This window comes from Stenotrophomonas sp. STM01, assembly GCF_014852135.1.
Taxonomy (GTDB): domain Bacteria; phylum Pseudomonadota; class Gammaproteobacteria; order Xanthomonadales; family Xanthomonadaceae; genus Stenotrophomonas; species Stenotrophomonas capsici.
Window position 1 is genome coordinate 1,234,136 of record NZ_JACVBA010000001.1, and the last position, 18,642, is coordinate 1,252,777.

The 18,642-nt window shown below is 67.8% G+C and carries 15 protein-coding genes and 2 pseudogenes; 10 read left to right on the forward strand and 7 right to left on the reverse strand.

Going from position 1 to position 18,642, the window contains the following annotated elements:
* Positions 1-263 precede the first annotated feature (263 nt).
* On the forward strand, positions 264-1,976 hold the full coding sequence (locus tag IB227_RS05780) for a tetratricopeptide repeat protein (RefSeq protein WP_192286609.1): 1,713 nt from the start codon (positions 264-266) through the stop codon (positions 1,974-1,976).
* A gap of 43 nt (positions 1,977-2,019) precedes the next feature.
* Positions 2,020-2,805, forward strand: coding sequence for a polyphosphate kinase 2 (gene ppk2, locus IB227_RS05785; protein WP_192286610.1), 786 nt, complete (start codon positions 2,020-2,022; stop codon positions 2,803-2,805).
* A gap of 86 nt (positions 2,806-2,891) precedes the next feature.
* On the opposite strand, the pseudogene IB227_RS05790 reads toward ppk2, so the two are convergent.
* A pseudogene (locus tag IB227_RS05790) lies at positions 2,892-3,377 on the reverse strand (TlpA disulfide reductase family protein); the annotation flags it as partial.
* Positions 3,378-3,460: 83 nt separating this feature from the next.
* Positions 3,461-4,732, reverse strand: a complete 1,272-nt coding sequence (locus IB227_RS05795) for a YihY family inner membrane protein (RefSeq protein ID WP_192286612.1) — start codon at positions 4,730-4,732, stop codon at positions 3,461-3,463.
* A gap of 77 nt (positions 4,733-4,809) precedes the next feature.
* Between IB227_RS05795 and wrbA the strand changes: the two genes are divergently transcribed.
* The 4 genes from wrbA to ybaK all read left to right on the forward strand — a co-directional run bounded on the left by wrbA (position 4,810) and on the right by ybaK (position 6,808).
* Positions 4,810-5,406 carry an NAD(P)H:quinone oxidoreductase gene (gene wrbA, locus IB227_RS05800; protein WP_192286613.1) on the forward strand — a complete coding sequence of 199 codons (597 nt, stop codon included), beginning with the start codon at positions 4,810-4,812 and terminating at the stop codon, positions 5,404-5,406.
* The gene (locus IB227_RS05805) at positions 5,403-5,747 is read left to right on the forward strand and encodes a DUF2069 domain-containing protein (protein WP_192286614.1); all 345 of its coding nucleotides are present in this window, start codon (positions 5,403-5,405) and stop codon (positions 5,745-5,747) included. Before wrbA ends, IB227_RS05805 begins: the two co-directional genes overlap by 4 nt.
* A 99-nt stretch (positions 5,748-5,846) precedes the next feature.
* A complete protein-coding gene (locus IB227_RS05810) occupies positions 5,847-6,332 on the forward strand; it encodes an asparaginase domain-containing protein (protein ID WP_132866171.1) in 486 nt (161 codons plus the stop codon).
* On the forward strand, positions 6,332-6,808 hold the full coding sequence (gene ybaK, locus IB227_RS05815; protein WP_132864897.1) for a Cys-tRNA(Pro) deacylase: 477 nt from the start codon (positions 6,332-6,334) through the stop codon (positions 6,806-6,808). The genes IB227_RS05810 and ybaK overlap by 1 nt, the downstream gene beginning before the upstream one ends.
* Positions 6,809-6,926: 118 nt before the next feature.
* On the opposite strand, the gene IB227_RS18445 is transcribed toward ybaK, so the two are convergent.
* The 4 genes and pseudogenes from IB227_RS18445 to sufT form a co-directional block, all read right to left on the reverse strand.
* A complete protein-coding gene (locus IB227_RS18445) occupies positions 6,927-7,313 on the reverse strand; it encodes a proprotein convertase P-domain-containing protein (protein WP_318639536.1) in 387 nt (128 codons plus the stop codon).
* Positions 7,293-9,026, reverse strand: a pseudogene (locus IB227_RS05820) (S8 family peptidase); the annotation flags it as partial. The pseudogene IB227_RS05820 and the gene IB227_RS18445, both read right to left, overlap by 21 nt.
* A gap of 311 nt (positions 9,027-9,337) precedes the next feature.
* Positions 9,338-10,435, reverse strand: a complete 1,098-nt coding sequence (locus tag IB227_RS05825; protein ID WP_132864899.1) for a branched-chain amino acid aminotransferase — start codon at positions 10,433-10,435, stop codon at positions 9,338-9,340.
* A gap of 128 nt (positions 10,436-10,563) precedes the next feature.
* On the reverse strand, positions 10,564-11,115 hold the full coding sequence (gene sufT, locus IB227_RS05830) for a putative Fe-S cluster assembly protein SufT (RefSeq protein ID WP_132864900.1): 552 nt from the start codon (positions 11,113-11,115) through the stop codon (positions 10,564-10,566).
* A gap of 107 nt (positions 11,116-11,222) precedes the next feature.
* Between sufT and IB227_RS05835 the strand changes: the two genes are divergently transcribed.
* The 3 genes from IB227_RS05835 (at position 11,223) to IB227_RS05845 (ending at position 15,479) form a co-directional block, all read left to right on the forward strand.
* Positions 11,223-11,645 carry a hypothetical protein gene (locus IB227_RS05835; protein ID WP_132864901.1) on the forward strand — a complete coding sequence of 141 codons (423 nt, stop codon included), beginning with the start codon at positions 11,223-11,225 and terminating at the stop codon, positions 11,643-11,645.
* A 263-nt stretch (positions 11,646-11,908) separates the two neighbouring features.
* Positions 11,909-14,842: a TonB-dependent receptor gene (locus IB227_RS05840; RefSeq protein WP_192286616.1), complete on the forward strand. Its 2,934-nt coding sequence runs from the start codon at positions 11,909-11,911 to the stop codon at positions 14,840-14,842.
* A gap of 121 nt (positions 14,843-14,963) precedes the next feature.
* Positions 14,964-15,479, forward strand: coding sequence for a 2OG-Fe(II) oxygenase (locus IB227_RS05845; RefSeq protein ID WP_225591598.1), 516 nt, complete (start codon positions 14,964-14,966; stop codon positions 15,477-15,479).
* On the opposite strand, the gene IB227_RS05850 is transcribed toward IB227_RS05845, so the two are convergent.
* Positions 15,464-17,281, reverse strand: a complete 1,818-nt coding sequence (locus IB227_RS05850; RefSeq protein WP_192286618.1) for a sulfotransferase — start codon at positions 17,279-17,281, stop codon at positions 15,464-15,466. The two genes, IB227_RS05845 and IB227_RS05850, sit on opposite strands and share 16 nt — an antisense overlap.
* Before the next feature lie 373 nt (positions 17,282-17,654).
* Between IB227_RS05850 and IB227_RS18600 the strand changes: the two genes are divergently transcribed.
* Positions 17,655-18,590, forward strand: coding sequence for an AraC family transcriptional regulator (locus IB227_RS18600; protein WP_192286619.1), 936 nt, complete (start codon positions 17,655-17,657; stop codon positions 18,588-18,590).
* The last annotated feature ends 52 nt before the right edge of the window (positions 18,591-18,642 follow it).

Here is an 18,642-nt window from a genome sequence, read left to right on the forward strand (position 1 = left end):
GGGAGGGGGCCGACGCGTCGACTGCCGGTTGACTTCCGGCTTCCCGCTGTCGCTGTTGCTTCTACTGTTGCTCTGCCCCCTCTCCCGCACGCGGGATGGCTGGGGTGAGGGCAGCCTTTGCTTCGAAGCCTCCTTCACGGCGCCAAGCGATGGAGATCGAACAGCAACGCGGGGTGACCTTCCTGCACGACCCGGGCGACCCAAGCAAAAACCACGCAGGCACGGCAGAATCCCCTGCAGTACCGTCCGTCGCCGTTGATCCCATGTCCCACGCTTCCAGCGAACGCGCGCAGCTGCGCGCCGCCGTCACCCGCCAACCCGCGGACTTCATTGCCTGGGTCATGCTGGCCGATGCCGAACTCGGTGCCGGTGACATCCCGGCCGGCGAGCAGGCCGCGCAACGTGCCCTGCGCCTGCGACCGGACCACCCCGAAGCCCTCGCCCGCCTCGGCCGTGTGCGCTGGATGCAGCACCAGCATCAACAGGCGGCCGAACTGCTGCAACGCGCCTGCCAGCTCGCCCCGCACCATCCGGGCATGGCGCTGTGGCTGGGCCACGTCCTTGAGGATGCCAACCAGCCGGAGGCTGCCGCCGAGGCGTATCGGCGCGCACACGCGCTCGCCCCCGACGAGCCCTACATGGCGGCACAGTTGTTGAACTGGCAACGCCGCCTGTGTGATTGGCGCAACCTCGACGCGCTGTCACGCCAGGTGCGTGATGCGGTCGCACATGGCAACCCCGCCGTCGAGCCATTCGCCTTCCTCAGCGAGGACGCCAGCCCCGCCGAACAGCTGGCCTGCGCGCGCCAACGCGCACAGGTGCTAGCGCAATCCGTTCCGCGCCTGCCGCCACGCCCGCTGCGCAGCCACGGCCCGTTGCAGGTGGGCTTTCTTTCCAATGGCTTCGGCGCGCATCCCACCGGCCTGCTGACGGTGGCGCTGTTCGAACAGCTGCGCCGGCAACCGCAGCTGCAGGTACAGCTGTTTGCCCTCAACGCCGATGACGGCAGCCCGATCCGGCGACGCCTGCAGGCCGCCGCGCACGTGCTGCATGTGCTTGCAGGCCAACCGCATGCCGCCATCGCGCAGCAGATCCGCGCGGCCGGCATCGACATCCTGTTCGACCTGCGCGGCTGGGGCGGTGGCGGCACCCCGGAAGTACTGGCGATGCGGCCGGCGCCGCTGCAGGTCAACTGGCTGGCCTACCCCGGCAGCTCCGGCGCGCCGTGGATCGACTACCTGCTGGCCGACGGCTTCGTCGTGCCGCACACGGCCGAAGCGGGCTTCAGCGAGAAGGTGCTGCGCCTGCCGCGCGCCTTCCAGCCCTCGGACAACACCCGCAAGGTGGAGCCCGCGCCGACGCGCGCCGAGTGCGGGTTGCCCGCACAGGGCGTGGTGTTCTGCTGCTTCAACAACAGCTACAAGCTCAATCCGCGCAGCGTCACCCGGTTGTTGCAGGTGCTGGCCGGCGTGCCCGGCAGCGTGCTGTGGTTGCTGTCCGGCCCCGGCCAGGCCGATCAGCGCCTGCGCCAGGTTGCCCGCCAGCAGGGCATTGATCCGGAGCGGCTGGTGTTCATGCCCAAGTTGCCGCATCCGCAGTACCTGGCCCGCTATCGCCACGCCGACCTGTTCCTGGACACGCACCCTTACAACGCACACACCACGGCCTCCGATGCACTGTGGGCTGGCTGCCCGGTGCTGACCACGCCCGGGCAGACCTTTGCCGCGCGGGTGGCCGGCAGCCTCAACCATCACCTCGGGCTGGACGCGATGAACGTCGCCGATGACGCCACCTTCGTCGCCACCGCCATCGCGCTGGGCAATGACCCGGACGCACTGCAGGCAGTGCGCGGGCAGCTGGCGATCGCCCACGAGCAATCCGGCCTGTTCGACATGGCCGCGTTTGCCGAGGACTTCACCGCCCTGCTGCACAGCCTGGCCCGTGGGCATGGCTGGCAGGGCGATGACGCCGGCTGACACAGGGCTGCGCTAGTCTCGGCATTCCAGACCGGGAGCCATCATGGGCAAGCTCAAGCGCAAGGAATACGAACAGCTGCTGGAACCAATGCAGCTGGAACTGGCGAACATGGCCCGCTGGGCCCAGCATTGCGGGCAGCGCATCCTGGTGCTGTTCGAGGGCCGCGACACCGCCGGCAAGGGCGGCGTCATCCAGGACGTGGCCAAGCACCTGAACCCACGGCAATGCCGCGTGGTCGCCCTGCCCAAGCCCACCGAGCGCGAGGACACGCAGTGGTACTTCCAGCGCCACGTCGCGCACCTGCCGGCCGCCGGCGAGATCGTGCTGATGGACCGCAGCTGGTACAACCGCGCCGGCGTGGAAAAGGTGATGGGCTATTGCACCGAGGCCCAATACCACGCCTTCCTGCAGCAGACGCCGGTGTTCGAGAAGCTGCTGGTGGACGACGGCATCCTGCTGTTCAAGTACTGGCTGTGCGTGGACCAGGTGCAGCAGGAGAAGCGCTTCGCCGAGCGCCGCGAGGATCCGCTCAAGGGCTGGAAGCTCTCGCCGGTGGACCTGAAGTCACGGCTTGCCTATGCCGACTACACCACGGCACGCGAAGCCATGCTGCAGGCCACCCACACCGCCCACGCGCCGTGGACGCTGGTGGATTTCAACGACCAGAAACATGGCCGCCTGACCCTGATCCGCGACCTGCTCGACCGGCTGCCCGACACCCGCGTCGACGAGCCGCTGGTCGCGCTGCCGCCGCTGCCGGGCAAGCCGAAGAAGGAAAAGTACGGCGTGGTGAAGCCGATCGCGTCGGTGCCGATCGGCATCGATTGAGGCCTGCCGGCAACCGCATCGCCCCCGCCATGGCACATGGGCGGGGTTGGGAACCCGGCCTACGTCGGCGCGTTCCGCGGGCCGGGTCAGGCCGCCTTGCCGCCGGCCGCGCTGATGGCCTGCTCGATCTCCTGCGCGTTGACCGGGCCAACGAACTGCTTGGCCACCTTTCCGTCCGGTGCGATCAGGTAGGTCATCGGCAGGCCACGCGGGGTCGCGAAGTCCTTGGGCGGGTCGTAGACATCGAGGATGGCGATGGGATAAGCCACCGGCCGGGCCTTGAGAAAGCCCTGCATCTCGTCCAGCTCGATGTCCTCGTAGGCCAGCCCCACCACCTCGACGTTGCTGCGCATGGCGTGCAATGCCGACAGCTCCGGCATTTCCTGCAGGCACGGCGCGCACCACGTCGCCCAGAAGTTAACCACCACCCACTTGCCGCGGTGGCTGGCCAGGTCGTAGGTCTTGCCGTCGACGGTGGCGACCTGCAACTGCGGGAACTCCGCGGTCTGCTGCACCGCTTCGACCGGCGCGTTGGCCGGTGCAGCCGGTGCGGCCGGAGCAGGTGTCGCCGCCTCCGGCGCGGCGGTGGGCGCCTGCGGCGTGCAGCCGGCCAGCACCAGTGCCAGCACGGCGAACGGAACGAGGGTGCGGTTCATCAGGTTTCTCCGGAAGAGGTATAGATATCGTCGACGCGGCGCTTGAGCAGGGTGCGCAGCGGTACGCGCAGCTCATCCAGCGCGCGGCATGCGGCCTGCCCGAGCAGGTCATCGCGGAATGGCAGGTATTCCTCGGCCACGGGGATGCGCAGCTGCGAGCTTTCGTACAGCTCGGCCAGGCTGAGGCCATCCAGGTCGCGCGCCAGCAGCCACTGCCCGCGCTCGTCGCGGCGCAGCAGGTCGATGCGCTCCATCTGCTCGAGCAGCTGCTGCAGCAGCGAGTCGGTCAGCATCGGTTCGAGCAGCAGGATCTGTTCCTCGTCCAGCCCCTTGCCGTCCTGGCGCGCCTCGCGGAACCGACCGATCAGGCGCAGCAGGCCGTACAGCTCGCAGCCCTGCGGCAGGCGCAGCGCAACCGGCTGGTAACGGAAGGCAGCGATCGAGGAGGCCAGCGAGGCCCCCATCAGCACCGATACCCAGCCCAGGTAGATCCACAACAACAGGATCGGCACGAAGGCCACCGTGCCATACAGCTTCTGGTAGGACTGGAAGCTGCCCAGGTACAGCCCCATGCCCCACTTCACCAGCTCCAGCATCACCACCGCCAGCAATGCGCCGGGGATGGCATGCCGCCACTTCACCGAGTGGTGCGGCACCACCCGGTAGATCAGCATCACGCAGGCCAATTCGATCAGCACCGGTGCCAGGCGCAGGCCCAGGTCGGCCAGCCAACGCCCTTCGTTGGTCCCGAACAGGGGCAGCGACAGCACCTTGGCCGAAACGGCCAACGACGCCGCCGCCAGCAAGGCGCCCAGCGTCAACACCGTCCAGTACACCAGGAAGCGGGTCAACTGCGGGCGCGCCGAAGCCACCCGCCAGATGCGGTTGAAGGTCTGCTCGATGCTGTTGAGGGTGATCAGCAGCGATGCCACCAGGGCGATGAAGCCGGCCGCGGTCAGTTGCCCGGCGCTGGCCGAGAACTGGCGCAGGTAGCCTTCGGCGGCGCGCGCGGCCGAGGGCACGAAATTGGAGAACACGTAGTCGCTGAGCGCTTCGCTCCAGCGGTCGAACATGGGGAATGCGGACAGCACGCCGAACACGACGATCGCCAGCGGCACCAGGGCGAACACCGTGGTGTAGGCCAGCGAGCCGGCGGCCTGGAACAGGCGGTCGTCGATGAAGCGGCGCCACAGGAAGCGTGCGAAGGTCGCCGTACGCGCCCGGTCACGCAGCCGCTCCGTCCATAGATTGAGTGAATCCAGAGGTTCCATTGGGGAAGGGTACCCGATGCAAAGCGCGGCCCGCATCGCCGATACTGCGGACTCCTGCGTGATGAATGGATGGTGTGATGGCGGAAATTCTGGTGCTGTACTACAGCCGCGGCGGTTCGGTGGCCCGGCTGGCCCGGCAGATCGCCCGTGGTATCGGCGAGGTGCCCGGCATGAGCGCCCGACTGCGCACGGTGCCGCCGGTGGCCGCCGTCACCCAGACCAGCGCCCCGCCGGTGCCCGAGGACGGCGCGCCCTACGTGGAGATCGCCGACCTGGCCGAATGCGATGGCATCGTGCTCGGCAGCCCCACCCGGTTCGGCAACATGGCCGCGCCGGTCAAGCACTTCCTCGATGGCCTGGGCGCGGAATGGGTGAACGGTACGCTGGCCGGCAAGCCGGCGGCGGTGTTCACATCCACCGCCTCGATGCACGGCGGCCAGGAATCGACGCTGCTGTCGATGCAGGTGCCACTGCTGCACCACGGCTGCCTGATCGTCGGCATCCCGTTCACCGAACCGGCGCTCAGCCATACCACCACCGGTGGCACGCCCTACGGCGCCAGCCACGTCGCCGGTGCACAGGACGACCCGCAGCCCAGCGATGACGAAGCCCACCTGGCCCGCGTGCTGGGCCGGCGCGTGGCCGACATCGCGCGGCGGTTGGCCGCGCCATGAAGTCACGGGCGCGCGACGGGGTCCTGGGCCTGGCGCTGCTGGCGCTGGCGGCCCTGTACGGCGTGTGGTTCCGTGCCGACCGTCATCTGGCCGCGGTACTGCTGGTGTTCGTGGCCCCGCCGCTGCTCCTGCTGGCCGGTGTCATCGCCCGGCGCGCCGGTGCCCGTTTCTGGGCCGGGGTGCTGGCCCTGTTCTGGTTCAGCCATGGCGTGATGAGCGCCTGGGCGCACCGCGAGCTCGCGCTGTACGCCTGGCTGGAGATCGGCCTGTCGCTGCTGGTGATCGGGCTGGTGAGCGTGCCCGGGGTACGTGCGCGGTTCGCGCGGAAGACACCGCGATAGCCGCTGGCACCGGGCCCTGCCCGGGTGGCGGCTTGGATTATCATGCGCAGCATCGCGGCATGGCGCCGCTGGCAGTCACCGCAAGGATTTACCGCAATGATGGAAGAACTCCTGGTCGTCACCACCGGCGGCACCATCGACAAGATCTACTTCGACGACAAGTCCGATTACCAGATCGGCGACCCGCAGATCGGCATGATCCTGCGCGAGCTCGGCGTGACCTTCCGCTTCAACGTGATCCCGATCCTGCGCAAGGACTCGCTGCACATCACCGACGACGACCGCGAGCTGATCCGCGCCACCATCGCCGCCCAGCCCACCCGCCACGTGCTGGTCACCCATGGCACCGATTCGATGGTGGCCACCGGCAAGGTACTGCAGACCATCGCCGACAAGACCATCGTGATGACCGGCGCACTCAGCCCGGCGCGGTTCCGCGGCTCGGACGCCGAGTTCAACATCGGCTGCGCGATCGGTGCGGTGCAGTCGCTGCCGCCCGGCGTCTACATCGCCATGAATGGCCGTATCTGGGACCCGACCAAGGTCCGCAAGAACGTGGACGCGAACCGCTTCGAAGCCGTCTGATGGCCAAGGGCACCCGCGCCACCGCGGCATTGGACAAGGCCGGCATCGCCCATGGGCTGCACGCCTACGATTACTCGGCCGACGTCGACAGCAAGGGCCTGGCGGCAGCGCAGGCGCTGGGCATCGACCCGGCGCGCATGTTCAAGACGTTGATGGCGTGGGTGGACAAGCAACCGGTGATCGCGGTGATCCCCAGCGACCGCCGGCTGTCGCTGAAGAAGCTTGCCGCCTGTTGCGGGGGCAAGCATGCACAGATGATGGACATCCCCGAGGCCGAACGGCGCAGCGGCTACAAGGTGGGCGGCATCAGCCCGTTCGCCCAGCAGCGCCCGGCCGGGGTGGTGTTCGCCCAGGACGCGCGGCTGCACGAGCGCCTGTACATCAATGCCGGACAACGCGGGCTGCTGCTGGACATCGCGCCCGACGCTGCCGTGCGTTTCCTGCAGGCCTCCCTGGTCGATGTCTGCGAAGACTGAGCCCTCGCACCAGCATCGCTGCACGCCCGACGCGTAAAAACGGCCCCGGCGGTGCCGGGGCCGTTACCTCATGCGCGTTGAGGACGACGCCACCGAGGGCGCCGTCGTTGCCGCCGGATCAGAACGTGATCGACCAGCGGTTGATCCTGCCGGTATCACCACTGGCCTTGTCGTTCACCCGCAGCTTCCAGGTGCCGTTGAGGGCTTCGCTGGACAGGTTCACGTTGAAGGTCTGCTTGATGTCGTCGGCGCTGCCGCCGGCGTAGTTGCTCAGCACGTACACGCTGCCGTCCGGCGCCACCAGGTCCACCTTCAGGTCCCCCTTCCAGGTGTGGCTGATGTCCACCGCCACCGGCGTGGAGGCGGGCGCATTGCCGCTGCGCCCGGACACGCTGATCGCGCTTTCCACCGTGGCGTTGTCGAGGATGTTCACCACCGTGGCGTTGCTGTAGGTCTGCGCGCCCCCGGTTCCGCCGCCGGTGCTCCAGCTGGCCTGCAGGGTCACCCCCGAATAGGCCGCGTAGGCGTTGAGCATCACGTGGTAGGTACCAGCCGTGGGCGTGGCGAACGTGCAGCTTTCCGCATTGCCGCTCTTGTACGGCCGGCAATCGTAGGTGGAGGTGGTCGGCTGGCTGCCGGCACGCACGTACAGGTCGGCATCTCCACTGCCACCGGAGCTGGCGATCACCAGGTTGCTGGCACCGGCAGGCACCTGCACGGTGTAGTACTGGCTGCTGCCGGCGGCGCCGGACTGGCCGGTCAACGGCACGCCGTTGCCAAGCACCGTGCCACCCGGGTTCGGCGTGGTCCCGCCATTGACCGCATCCACCACCGCCTTGGCATTGAGGATGCCCGGGCCGATGGACTGCGACGGGGTCGACGGGAACGCGGTCACGTTGGCCTTGATCAGCGCCTCCACCTGGGCCGGCGTCTTCGGCGTGGTGGCCACCGCCTGGATCAGCGCCACCACGCCAGCCACGTGCGGGGTGGCCATCGAGGTGCCGTTGTAGGCCGCGTAGGTTTCCGTGCCCGGCGTGGTGCTACCGGTGTTGAGCGTGGACAGGATGTTCGAGCCCGGCGCGGCGATGTCGATCAGCGCGCCGTAGTTGGAGAAGCTCGAACGCGCGCCGGTGCTGGTGATCGAGGCCACCGCGATGACGTTGTTGCAGTTGGCCGGCGAGGCGTTGGACACGTTGACGTTGTCGTTGCCGGCGGCGATGACCAGGGTGGTGCCACGGCCAACCGCGCTGTTGATCGCGTTCTGGGTGGTGGTGCCACAGGCACCGGAGCCGCCGAGGCTGAGGTTGATCACCTCGGCCGGGTTGGCATTGGCCGGCACGCCGGACACGGTGCCACCCGAGGCCCAGACGATGGCGTCGGCGATATCCGAGTCATAGCCGCCGCAGGTGCCGAGCACGCGCACCGGCACGATCTTGGCGCCGTAGGCCACGCCGGCCACGCCCTTGGCATTGTTGGTCACCGCCGCGATGGTGCCGGCGACGTGGGTCCCGTGCCAGCTCGACCCCTGCGCGGCATGGATGCCACCGCACTGGTTCGCGCTCACCCAGTCGCCCGGGTCGCTGGGGTCGCTGTCGCGGCCGTCACCGTCGTTGGAAACGCTGGTGTCGTTGATGAAGTCGTAGCCGGGCAGCAGGTTGGCGTTGAGGTCGCTGTGGTTGGTGATACCGGTGTCGAGCACCGCCACCACCGAGCCGGCCCCGTTGGTCACGTCCCAGGCCTGGTTGGCCTTGATGCCGTAGGTGCCGGAGTAGCCCCACTGCTCGCTGTAGCGCGTGTCATTGGGCGTCAGGCGGACCGTGTTGAGGCGATCGACCTCCACGTATTCCACGTTCGGGTCGGCGGCCAGCTTGCGCATCAGCGTCTCGGCGTCGGCACGGTCAAGCTGGGCATCGGCGCGGATCACGTCCGCCCCCACCGCCAGCCGGCGCAGGTGCTGCATGCCCACGCCCTTGCCCGCACGCACCGGCAGCGCGCGCGCCGCCGACCCCAGGGTCCGCTGCAGGGCGGCCTCGCCGGCGAGCTGCCGGCTGTCCTGCTTGTACTTGACGATGAAGCGCTGGTGCGTGGGCGCGCTGTCCAAGCCGGCCAGGTGGACATCACCGGCGAAGGCCGGCGTACACAACAACAGGGAGGACAACGACACCGTGCCTGCTACAACCAACCCACGGCCAAGCCTACGGTCTGATTTGCGTGACATTGATGAGCCCTTCTGCAAGAGGATGCCGCGTTGCGCGGCCAAGGTCCTGCCCGGGCTCCAGACATCGGTGGGGAAGCGTGTATTGCCCGGGTAGGACTACCCGAACCAGTCCCCTGTAACCGATCCGTCGGCCGAGAGTAAACGCCGGATAAACCCCTGCCAAGAGGGTTGCAGGCGAAACCATCGCTTCCGCCACTGCCATAAGTCGCTGTTTCACAAAACAAATGCGATGGAGTTCTCAGATCCTTACAATGAAAAACCCGCCCGGGCACAGGGCCCGGGCGGGTTGGGATCGGTCACGCCGTGGCGGATCAGGCCAGGCGCACCAGCCAGCCGTGGCGGTCCGGCAGGCGGCCGTACTGGATGTCGGTCAGTTCCTTGCGCAGCGACATGGTCACCTCGCCGGCCGGGGCGGCCAGGTCACCCACCGAGAAGCCTTCGCCCTTGAGCTGGCCGATCGGGGTGATGACCGCGGCGGTACCGCAGGCGAACACTTCGGTGATCTCGCCGGAGGTCACGCCCTGCTTCCACTCGTCGATGGACACCTTGCGCTCTTCCACGGTCATGCCGCGGTCGCGCGCCAACTGCAGGATCGACTCGCGGGTGATGCCTTCCAGGATGCTGCCCGACAGTGCCGGGGTGACCAGCGTGTTGGTCTTGCCGTAGACCAGGAACACGTTCATGCCGCCCAGCTCTTCAAGGTACTTGCCCTCGACCGGGTCCAGGAACAGCACCTGCGAGCAGCCCTGCGCCTGCGCCTGCTGTTGCGGCAGCAGCGAGGCAGCGTAGTTGCCACCGCACTTGGCCGCGCCGGTACCGCCCTTGGCGGCGCGGGCGTAATCGGTGGACAGCCAGATCGCCACCGGCGCCACGCCCTTGGCGAAGTACGGGCCGGCCGGGCTGGCGATCACGTAGTAGGTGGCCTTGTGCGCGCCGCGCACGCCGAGGAAGGCCTCGTCGCCGATCATGAACGGACGGAAGTACAGGCTGGCCTCGTCCGCGTCGGACACCCAGTCCTTGTCGACCGCGGTGATCTGCTTGAGTGACTCGACGAAGATTTCCACCGGCAGTTCCGGCAGCGCCAGGCGACGTGCCGAGCGCTGCAGGCGCGCACCGTTGGCTTCCGGACGGAAGGTCCAGATCGAGCCGTCGGCGTGGCGGTAGGCCTTGATGCCTTCGAAGATCTCCTGGCCGTAGTGCAGCACCGCTGCGGCCGGGTCCAGCGAGATCGGGCCGTACGGCGTGACCGCCGCATCGTGCCAGCCGGTGTCCTTGTCCCAGCGTACGGCCACCATGTGGTCGGTGAAGTACAGGCCGAAGCCCGGCTTTTCCAGGATCTTGGCGCGCTCTTCTGCGCTGCGCGGATGGTCCGAACGGGTGACGGCAAAACTCGGGGAAGACTGGGACACCGGATGATTCCTTCCAGATTGCGGGATGGGACACAACGCCGGCGCGGGGGGTCACCGGTTCCAACGCGTCCGGCCGGCGGCAGCTGCGGTACGGGAAATGCCGGTACCGCAGGCGCGCAGGCCAGCCGTTACAGCATGCCAGTTTCCAGACGGGCCGCCTCGGACATCATGTGACGCCCCCACGGCGGGTCGAACACCAGCTCGACGTCGGCCTGGGCCACCGTCGGGATCATCTCCAGCTTGCTGCGCACGTCGTCGACCAGGATCTCGCCCATGCCGCAGCCCGGCGCGGTCAGCGTCATCTTGACGTCCACCTCGCGCTGGCCGTCGTCCAGGTGCCTGAGGTCCACCTCGTAGATGAGCCCCAGGTCAACGATGTTGAACGGGATCTCGGGGTCGAAGCAGGTGCGCAGCTGCTGCCAGACCAGCTTTTCGACATCCTCGTCGCCGGCGTCGTCCGGCAGTTCCAGCCCCGGCGGCGGCTCCTTGCCGATCGCGTCGCCGTCCTTGCCGGCGATGCGGAACAGGTTGCCTTCGACAAACACGGTATAGCTGCCACCCAGCGCCTGGGTGATGTAGCCATAGCTGCCGGCGGGCAGGGTCACGCTGTCGCCCTGCGGCACCATCACGGCCGGGCAATCACGTTCGAAATGGACGGGTTCGCTGCTACGGGAATACATGTGGATCGATATGGGGACGCGGTCGCTACCCGCAAGACGGCCATTTTATCCGACTGGGCGCGTCGCCCGCTGAAGGGCTATGCTGCGGGACCTGTCCGGGAATGCTCATGTCCTCCGTTTCCTCGTCGGCGCGCGCCGTCCACCACTGGCTTTGGCCGCTGTTGCTGCTGCTGGGAAGCATCACCCTGACCGTTTTGTGGCTGCTGGTTGCCCTGTCGCTGGGCACCCAGGCCGGCTGGATGGCGATCGTCGCCGCGCTGGAAGCCGCGTGGATGCTGCGTCTTGGCGGCTTGCCCGGCGGCCGGGCGCGGGTCCTGATCACCCTGGCGGCCACCGTGCTGATCGCCGCAGCCACCAACTGGCTGATCGCCTCGGCCTACATGGGCGGGCCGATGGGGCTCACTCCGTGGGAATCTGCGTTGCGCATGGGGCCCCATCTGGCCTGGACCCTGCTGTCCATGGCCAACGGCCTGGCCGAGGGCATCTGGCTGCTGATCGCCCTGGTGGTCGGCTGGCGCATGGCCCGCTGAGACCCGCGGCCGGCAGCTCCGGCTCGCCACAGGCTCCCCTCCTCTCCCCCTGCCGACATGCCCGACGCCGCCGGTGGCAGGCTGTGGCGGGGGCCGACCTTGCCTGCGCGCAGGCCATGTGACGCCACGATCTCGTAATGTTTCAGACACTGCGAGACAAAATGTCAGTTCCGGCACATGGTTCCCTGCCGGAGACGCACATTTGTTGGAGTTAATAATTCGTAATTTCAAGGCTCCCCCGCACCAGCCAAGCGGAGTTGCCCGTGAGCATCAAGCCCCTGAGTCAGGCCGTACGTAGTGCATTGCTCCCCCTTTCCACCGCCGCCCTCGCATTGGGGGCCGCAGGCAGCGTCCTGGCCCAGGACACGCCGCCCAAGGAGGAAGCCACCAACCTGGACCGCATCCAGGTCACCGGCTCGCGCATCAAGCGCGCCGACCTGGAGACCTCCAGCCCCGTCTTCACGATCGACCGCCAGAACATCGAAAGCTCCGGTGCGGCCACGGTCGGTGAGTTCCTGCAACGCACGCCGGCCATCGCCGGTGCGGCCACCAACCCCCAGGTCAACAACGGCGGCGGCGCCGGCGCGGCGACCGTGGACCTGCGCGGCCTGGGCGTGAACCGCTCGCTGGTGCTGGTCGACGGCAAGCGCTGGATCGGCACCATCTCCAACGCCAATGGCGCGGTGGATGTGAACTCCATCCCGATGGCGCTGATCGAACGCGTGGAAGTGCTCAAGGACGGCGCCTCGGCGATCTACGGCTCCGACGCCATCGGCGGCGTGGTCAACTTCATCCTGCGCAAGGACTTCCAGGGACTGGAAGCCAGCGCCTTCTATGGCATTTCCTCGCGCGGTGACGCCGATACCCAGCGTTTCGACGCCACCTTCGGCATGCATGGCGACAAGGGCCGGCTGATGCTCGGCGCCAGCTATGACAAGGAAGACTCGGTCAGCGCCGCCGACCGCACCTACTCCAGCCAGCCTTACCAGCTGTATGCCGGCGAAAAGGGCATCGGCGGCACCAGCCGCATCCTGACCGGCCGCTACGTGGTGCCGCGCACCGCCGCCGGCGGCGTGGACCTGAGCGACCCGAACTGCGGCACTGGCGACAACGTCACCCTGACCCGCATCGATGGCCGCCCGGGCACGTCGCAATCGGACTTCCGCTGCTTCAACGCGGCCACCGACGTCTACAACTTCCAGGCCGACGGCAACCTCAACCTGACCCCTCAGGAGCGCACCTCGCTGTTCATGAGCGGCAACTACCAGCTCACCGACAACATCGAGGGCTTCCTGCTGGGTTCGTGGCTGCGCACCGAATCCTCGTTCTTCATCGCGCCGCTGCCGTTCGATGGCCGCGCGGCGGTGGACAACGTGCCGATCAGCGCGGACAGCATGTACAACCCGTTCGGCGTGGACATCACCGACGCACGCCTGCGCCTGCGTGACTTCATCCCGACCCGCACCACCCGCTTTGAAACCGAGACCTACCAGATCACCGCCGGCCTGCGCGGTGCCTTCGGCGACAGCAGCTGGAGCTGGGACGCCTCCTATGGCTACGGCCGCACCCCGCAGACCACCGCGGTCCGCGGCTACCTGTACAGCCCGGGCCTGACCGACGCACTGGGCCCCTCGATGGTCGACCCGGCCACCGGCAACCCGATCTGCGTGCGCACGCCCGGCGACCCGGCCACCGCCATCGCCGGCTGCCTGCCGGTCAACTTCCTTGGCCCGCCGCCGGACCCGAGCACTGCCGCCGGCCAGGCCCAGCTGGCCGCGCTGGAGCTGATCAACCCGACCATCCACAGCAGCAGCGAGAACGACCTGAAGGTCTTCAATGCCAACGTCACCGGCGACCTGTTCCAGTTGCCGGCCGGCGCTGTCTCGCTGGCGGTGGGCGTGGAACGCCGCGAGGAATCGGCCAGCTCCAGCAGCGATTTCCTGACCATCATCCCGCCGGGCGAGACGGTCTGCCTGATCACCCAGGAAGCCTGTACGTTCGGCGACATCAACGGCAAGTTCGACGTCAACGAGATCTACGCCGAAGCACTGATCCCGCTGCTGGCCGATGCGCCGTTCGCCGAGAAGCTCAACGTCTCGCTCGGCACGCGTTACTCGGACTACTCCAACTTCGGCGGCACCACCAATTCCAAGATCGGCATGGAATGGAAGCCGTTCGCCGACCTGCTGATCCGCGCCACCTACGCCGACGTGTTCCGCGCCCCGACCATCGGTGACCTGTACGCCCCCACCGTGCCCAGCGCCAGCACCTACACCGACCCCTGCAACGGCTACACCGGCGGCAACCCCAACGCCTGTACCGGCGTCCCCACCGACGGCTCGTTCCGGCAGAGCAACAACCAGGTCACCTCCTTCCAGGTGGCCAACCCGGACCTGCTCCCGGAAGAAGGCGACGTGCTCACCTACGGCTTCGTCTACAGCCCGAGCTGGCTGGAGGGCTTCAGCATCACCGCCGACTACTGGCGCGTGAAGCTGGACCAGTTCATCACCAACCTGCCGGAGAACGTGCTGCTCAACCAGTGCTTCAACTTCGGCCGCTTCTGCGACACCTTCGTCCGCGACGATGCCGGCGACGTGGCGCAGATGACCAACGTCACCGGCAACTTCGGCACGCTGAAGACCGCGGGCATGGACATCGGCTTCCGCTACCTGTTCCCGGAAAGCGCATGGGGCAAGTTCAGCTGGAACCTGGATACCACCTACCTGGCCCAGTACGACGTGCAGCTGCTGTCCGGCGACCCGAGCAGCAACGTCGGCGCTTTCCCGGGCATTCCGGGCAGCACCGGCCTGGCCGGCACGTTCGTCGACAACGCCTCCTCGGGCTTCGGCAACATGGCCCGCTGGCGTGCACTCAACGACATCAGCTGGTCGCGCGGCAACCTCAGTGCCAGCCTCACCACCCGCTACGTACACCACGTGTACGAAGCACCGGACGTGGCCGATGTCACCGAGCCCGGCTACGTGGCCAGGCGCCGGGTGCCGTCCTTCACCCAGACTGACCTGCAGATCGGCTACCGCTTCGAGGACCTGAACAACAGTTCGATCCAGATCGGCGTGCGCAACCTTACTGACCGTCAGCCGCCGTTGATCTATTCTGGCTTCAACGCCTCGACGGACATGCGGACCTACGATGCAATCGGACGTTACTACTGGATGCGCTGGACAGCCCGCTTCTGATCCCGCAGCCGTCACCGCCCCTTCCGCCGCGGCCCCGGCCGCGGCGGAAGGACACGGCGGCGACCTTCGCCACTACATCCGCACCTACGATGACAGCCTGCCAACGGAGATGTGCGGCAGGTTGATTGCATCGTTCAACGCGTTGGGCCGCTTCCAGCAACGCAACGGGCGTGGCGTGCGCGCCGGGCTCGAACAAAGCGCCTGGACCGAACTGGACATCAGCCGGCTCTCCGATGCGCCGTTCCTGGCCTTCTTCCGGCAGCTGATCAGCCAATCGCTGCAGCGCTACAACGCCGATGTCGGGCTGCCGCTGGCCCTCCCCGACAGCCCCCTGCTCAGCCCGCTCATCCTCAAGCGCTACCGCGCCGGTGGCGATGAGAGGTTCCAGACCCATTTCGATGCCATCAACGAGGTCTGCGACCGCTACCTGGTGTTCCTGTGGTACCTCAACGACGTCGGGCACGGCGGCCAGACCTGGTTTCCCGGCCTGCACACCGGCGTGGCCCCGCGTGCCGGCCGGCTGCTGATGTTTCCGCCGTACTGGATGTACGCCCACCAGGGCCAGCCGTCGCCGGACCAGGACAAGTACATCCTGTCGACCTACCTGCGCTTCCCGCAGCGTCACTCCATCGTGTAGCCGAACCGCCTTGCCCACGGCTCCAGTTCGGCCAGCACGGCATCGCCAAAGAAGGCGCGGTAGCGCTTCCAACGGCCCACCGCGTTGGCATTCACCGGCTCGATCACCTGCGAATAGCTGGGCGTGTTGATGCGCCGGCTGCGCTGCGCCGCGGCATGGTGCGACTGCAGCTGCGCGGCCTGCATCGGCAGCGACAGGAAGCCCATCAGCGCCTCCAGGCGCTGCGCCGGGGCCTGCACCAGGTCTTCGTAGCGCAGCACATGCACGCGCGCCGGTACCCGTTCGCGCTGCGCATGCCACCATTCCATCACCCGGACGTAGGTGTGCGCCGTGGACGCCAGCGATTCGAAGGCCAGCGCGCCGCCGTTCAAGCCGAATGCCTGCATGTGGCAGCTGAGTACGCAATCGCAGGGGTGGCGCAACAGCAGCAGCCAATCGGCCTGCGGAAACAGGCGGGCCACGTACGGCAGCCGCGTCATCGTCAGTGGGTACTTGTCCACCAGCCGCCCCTGCGGCACGAGGTGGCGATGGACCTGTTTCCAGTAGTCGGCGCGCGCCTGGTCCACCGCGGCGCCGGGAAGACCATCCAGCGACGCATCCAGTGCCGCGTCACGCCAGCCATCGCGCCTGCGCAGGTTCTCGATCATCACTTCCAGCGCTGGCCGCTCATCGAGCACGTCCAGCGCGCTGTGCGCATCGAGCATGCGCTCCAGCAACGTCGTACCGGAACGCGGGAACCCCACCAGGAACACCGGATCGGGCGGCCCCTGCCGCTTGCCTGCATCGACCGCCACGGCCGGCGCGTGCCGCCGGCGCTGGTCCAGCCAGCCCAGCACGGCCGGCAATACCGTTTCCGGCCAGCGTGCCTGGAACGCAAGGCGAGCCTGTGCGTGCGCGTGTTCGAGCGCATGGATCGCAGCAGCCGCGTCGCCTTCCTGATCATGGTCCTTCGCCATCTCGAACCAGAGCTGGGCGCGCATGGCCGGGTCAGCCCCGGACGGCAATGCGGCCTGCGCTAGCGCGGCCGCCGTGCGCGGCTGCCCGCTGCGTCGCGCGATCCGTGCCGACGCCAGTGCCAGCATCGCCCGCCCGTCATCCGACGCCGGTGGTGGCAGACCGGCCAACACCTGCGCCGCCTCGTCCACGCGGTTGAGCCGTTCCAGCAACAGCGCCAGCTGGATACGCGGTTCCGCATCCTCCGGCATCTGCCCGATCAACCCGATGTACAGCGCCAACGCCGCCTCGTCCTGGCCGCACTGCATCTGCAGCCACGCCAATGCCTTGCGCTGCTGCCCGCCCAGGTGGCCGGCTTCCAGCCCCGCCAGCACCTGCGCCGCGTCGTCAAAGCGTTCGAACTCGACCAGGCAGCGTGCGTAGGCCAGGCGTACGTCCGCCGCCTCCGGTTCCAGCGCATACGCCTGCACAAGCAACTGGCGCGCAGGGGCGAACCCGCCCTTGCCGAGGCAGGCCAGCCCATGCCCGAGCAGGTAGGCCACTCCCTCCGCGCCCTGGCGGCGCGCGTTCTCGAATGCCTGCACGGCCGCGTCGATGTCATCCAGTTCCAGGCAGGCGTTGCCGAGATTGATCCAGGCCTCGACCAGGTCCGGCTGCAGGCGCAACGCGTGTTCGAGCAGCGGCCGGGCATGCCTGGCCTGGCCATGCTGGAGATGGAACGTCGCCAACAGCGCCAGGCCGGGCGCGAATGCCGGCGCCACCTGTACCAACCGTCGAGCCAATGCTTCGGACTGTGCGCACTGGCCGTCATGCCACAACGCCAACGCCTGCTCGTAGAGATCGCGCACCTGTCATCGCCCCTGGAAGTTGCATGGGAAATCATCACAACGCTCGACGCGGAATCGCAATAAATGCAAATCAAGCTGCAAACCCATGCACGCGCGGCTTGCGCCTGCGGGTTCAGCATGGGCCATCCGGCCTCCTGGCAACTCTCTCCCAGGCGAGACCTTCCTCAGCCCCCGGCGTAATGGGGAAAGCAGGGCCAAAAAAACCGGATCTGCCCGGCTCGTCCGGGCTATTTTTTTTCCTGCGATTTGGTCATACGCTACACCCGATTGATGTCGCGGGCAGGAACACGCAAGGGCATTCCCAGCAGCGCTGCTTTTCACGTTGAAGCCATCCATCCACGACACGGTCGGGACCCCCGACGGTGGAGGCGCAGTGAAGATCCGGCACCACCAGCTCCACGGATCGCAGGCCCTGAGCCTGCCTTCCGGTCCCAGCGACAGCGTGCATGTTGTCGCCAGTTCAGGACGCGGGACACGCCTGCAGGTGCCGGCAGGCTGGGTAAGCGTAACGGCCATTCTGCATGGCGAACTCGAACTCTCCAGCAATGACACGCCCTGGCTGCTGCCTTCGCGCCACGTGCAGGTCTGGCTGGAGGGCGGGCTGCGGCATCACAGCCGCTGCCATGCGCGCTGGATATGCATCACCGCCCCGCTGCAGACGTGGCGCCAGGCACACCCCGGCCCGCTGCCGGGCAGTGCGTTGATCCCACGCCAGGAACACTGTCCGCACGCCCTCGCCCGCCCGATCGTGCACCTCACGCGCACGCGCTGGTTCCCGACCGACGCCGATACCCCCGAGGCAGCCGACGCGTTCATGCAATTGCACGACGCCCTCATCGAGCAGCAGCAGGCACTGCAGGGCGAGCTGGAACGCTGCAGCGGGCGTACCGCCGCGCGCCGGCACCAGACGCTGCTGCGCCTGCTCAAGGTGCAGCACCTGATCCGCTGCAACGTCGACGACCGGCTGGATCTTTCGCGACTGGCGGCGATCGCCAACTATTCGCCCACGCACCTGATCCGCGTCTACCGCGAGGTGTTCGGCGAAACGCCGAGCGAGTACGCCATCCGCCTGCGCCAGCAACGTGCGTGGGAGCTGGTCCAGGGCACCGGACTCTCCGTCTGCGAGATTGCCGAATCGCTCGGCTTCGAGAGCGAGAGCGCGTTCTGCCGGGCGTTCAAGCATGCCTTCGGTTGCACCACGTCCGAAGCGCGACGCCGCCAGGACGCCGGCCCGCTGCAAACCGCCCGACCACCATCCTGCGCGGATGCGGCATCTCCCGACCAACGGGCACCTGCCCTGGCGCCTTGACGCGGGCACGCTGCCTCACCACCGCCATGCGCGCCACATCACCGCGCGCCGG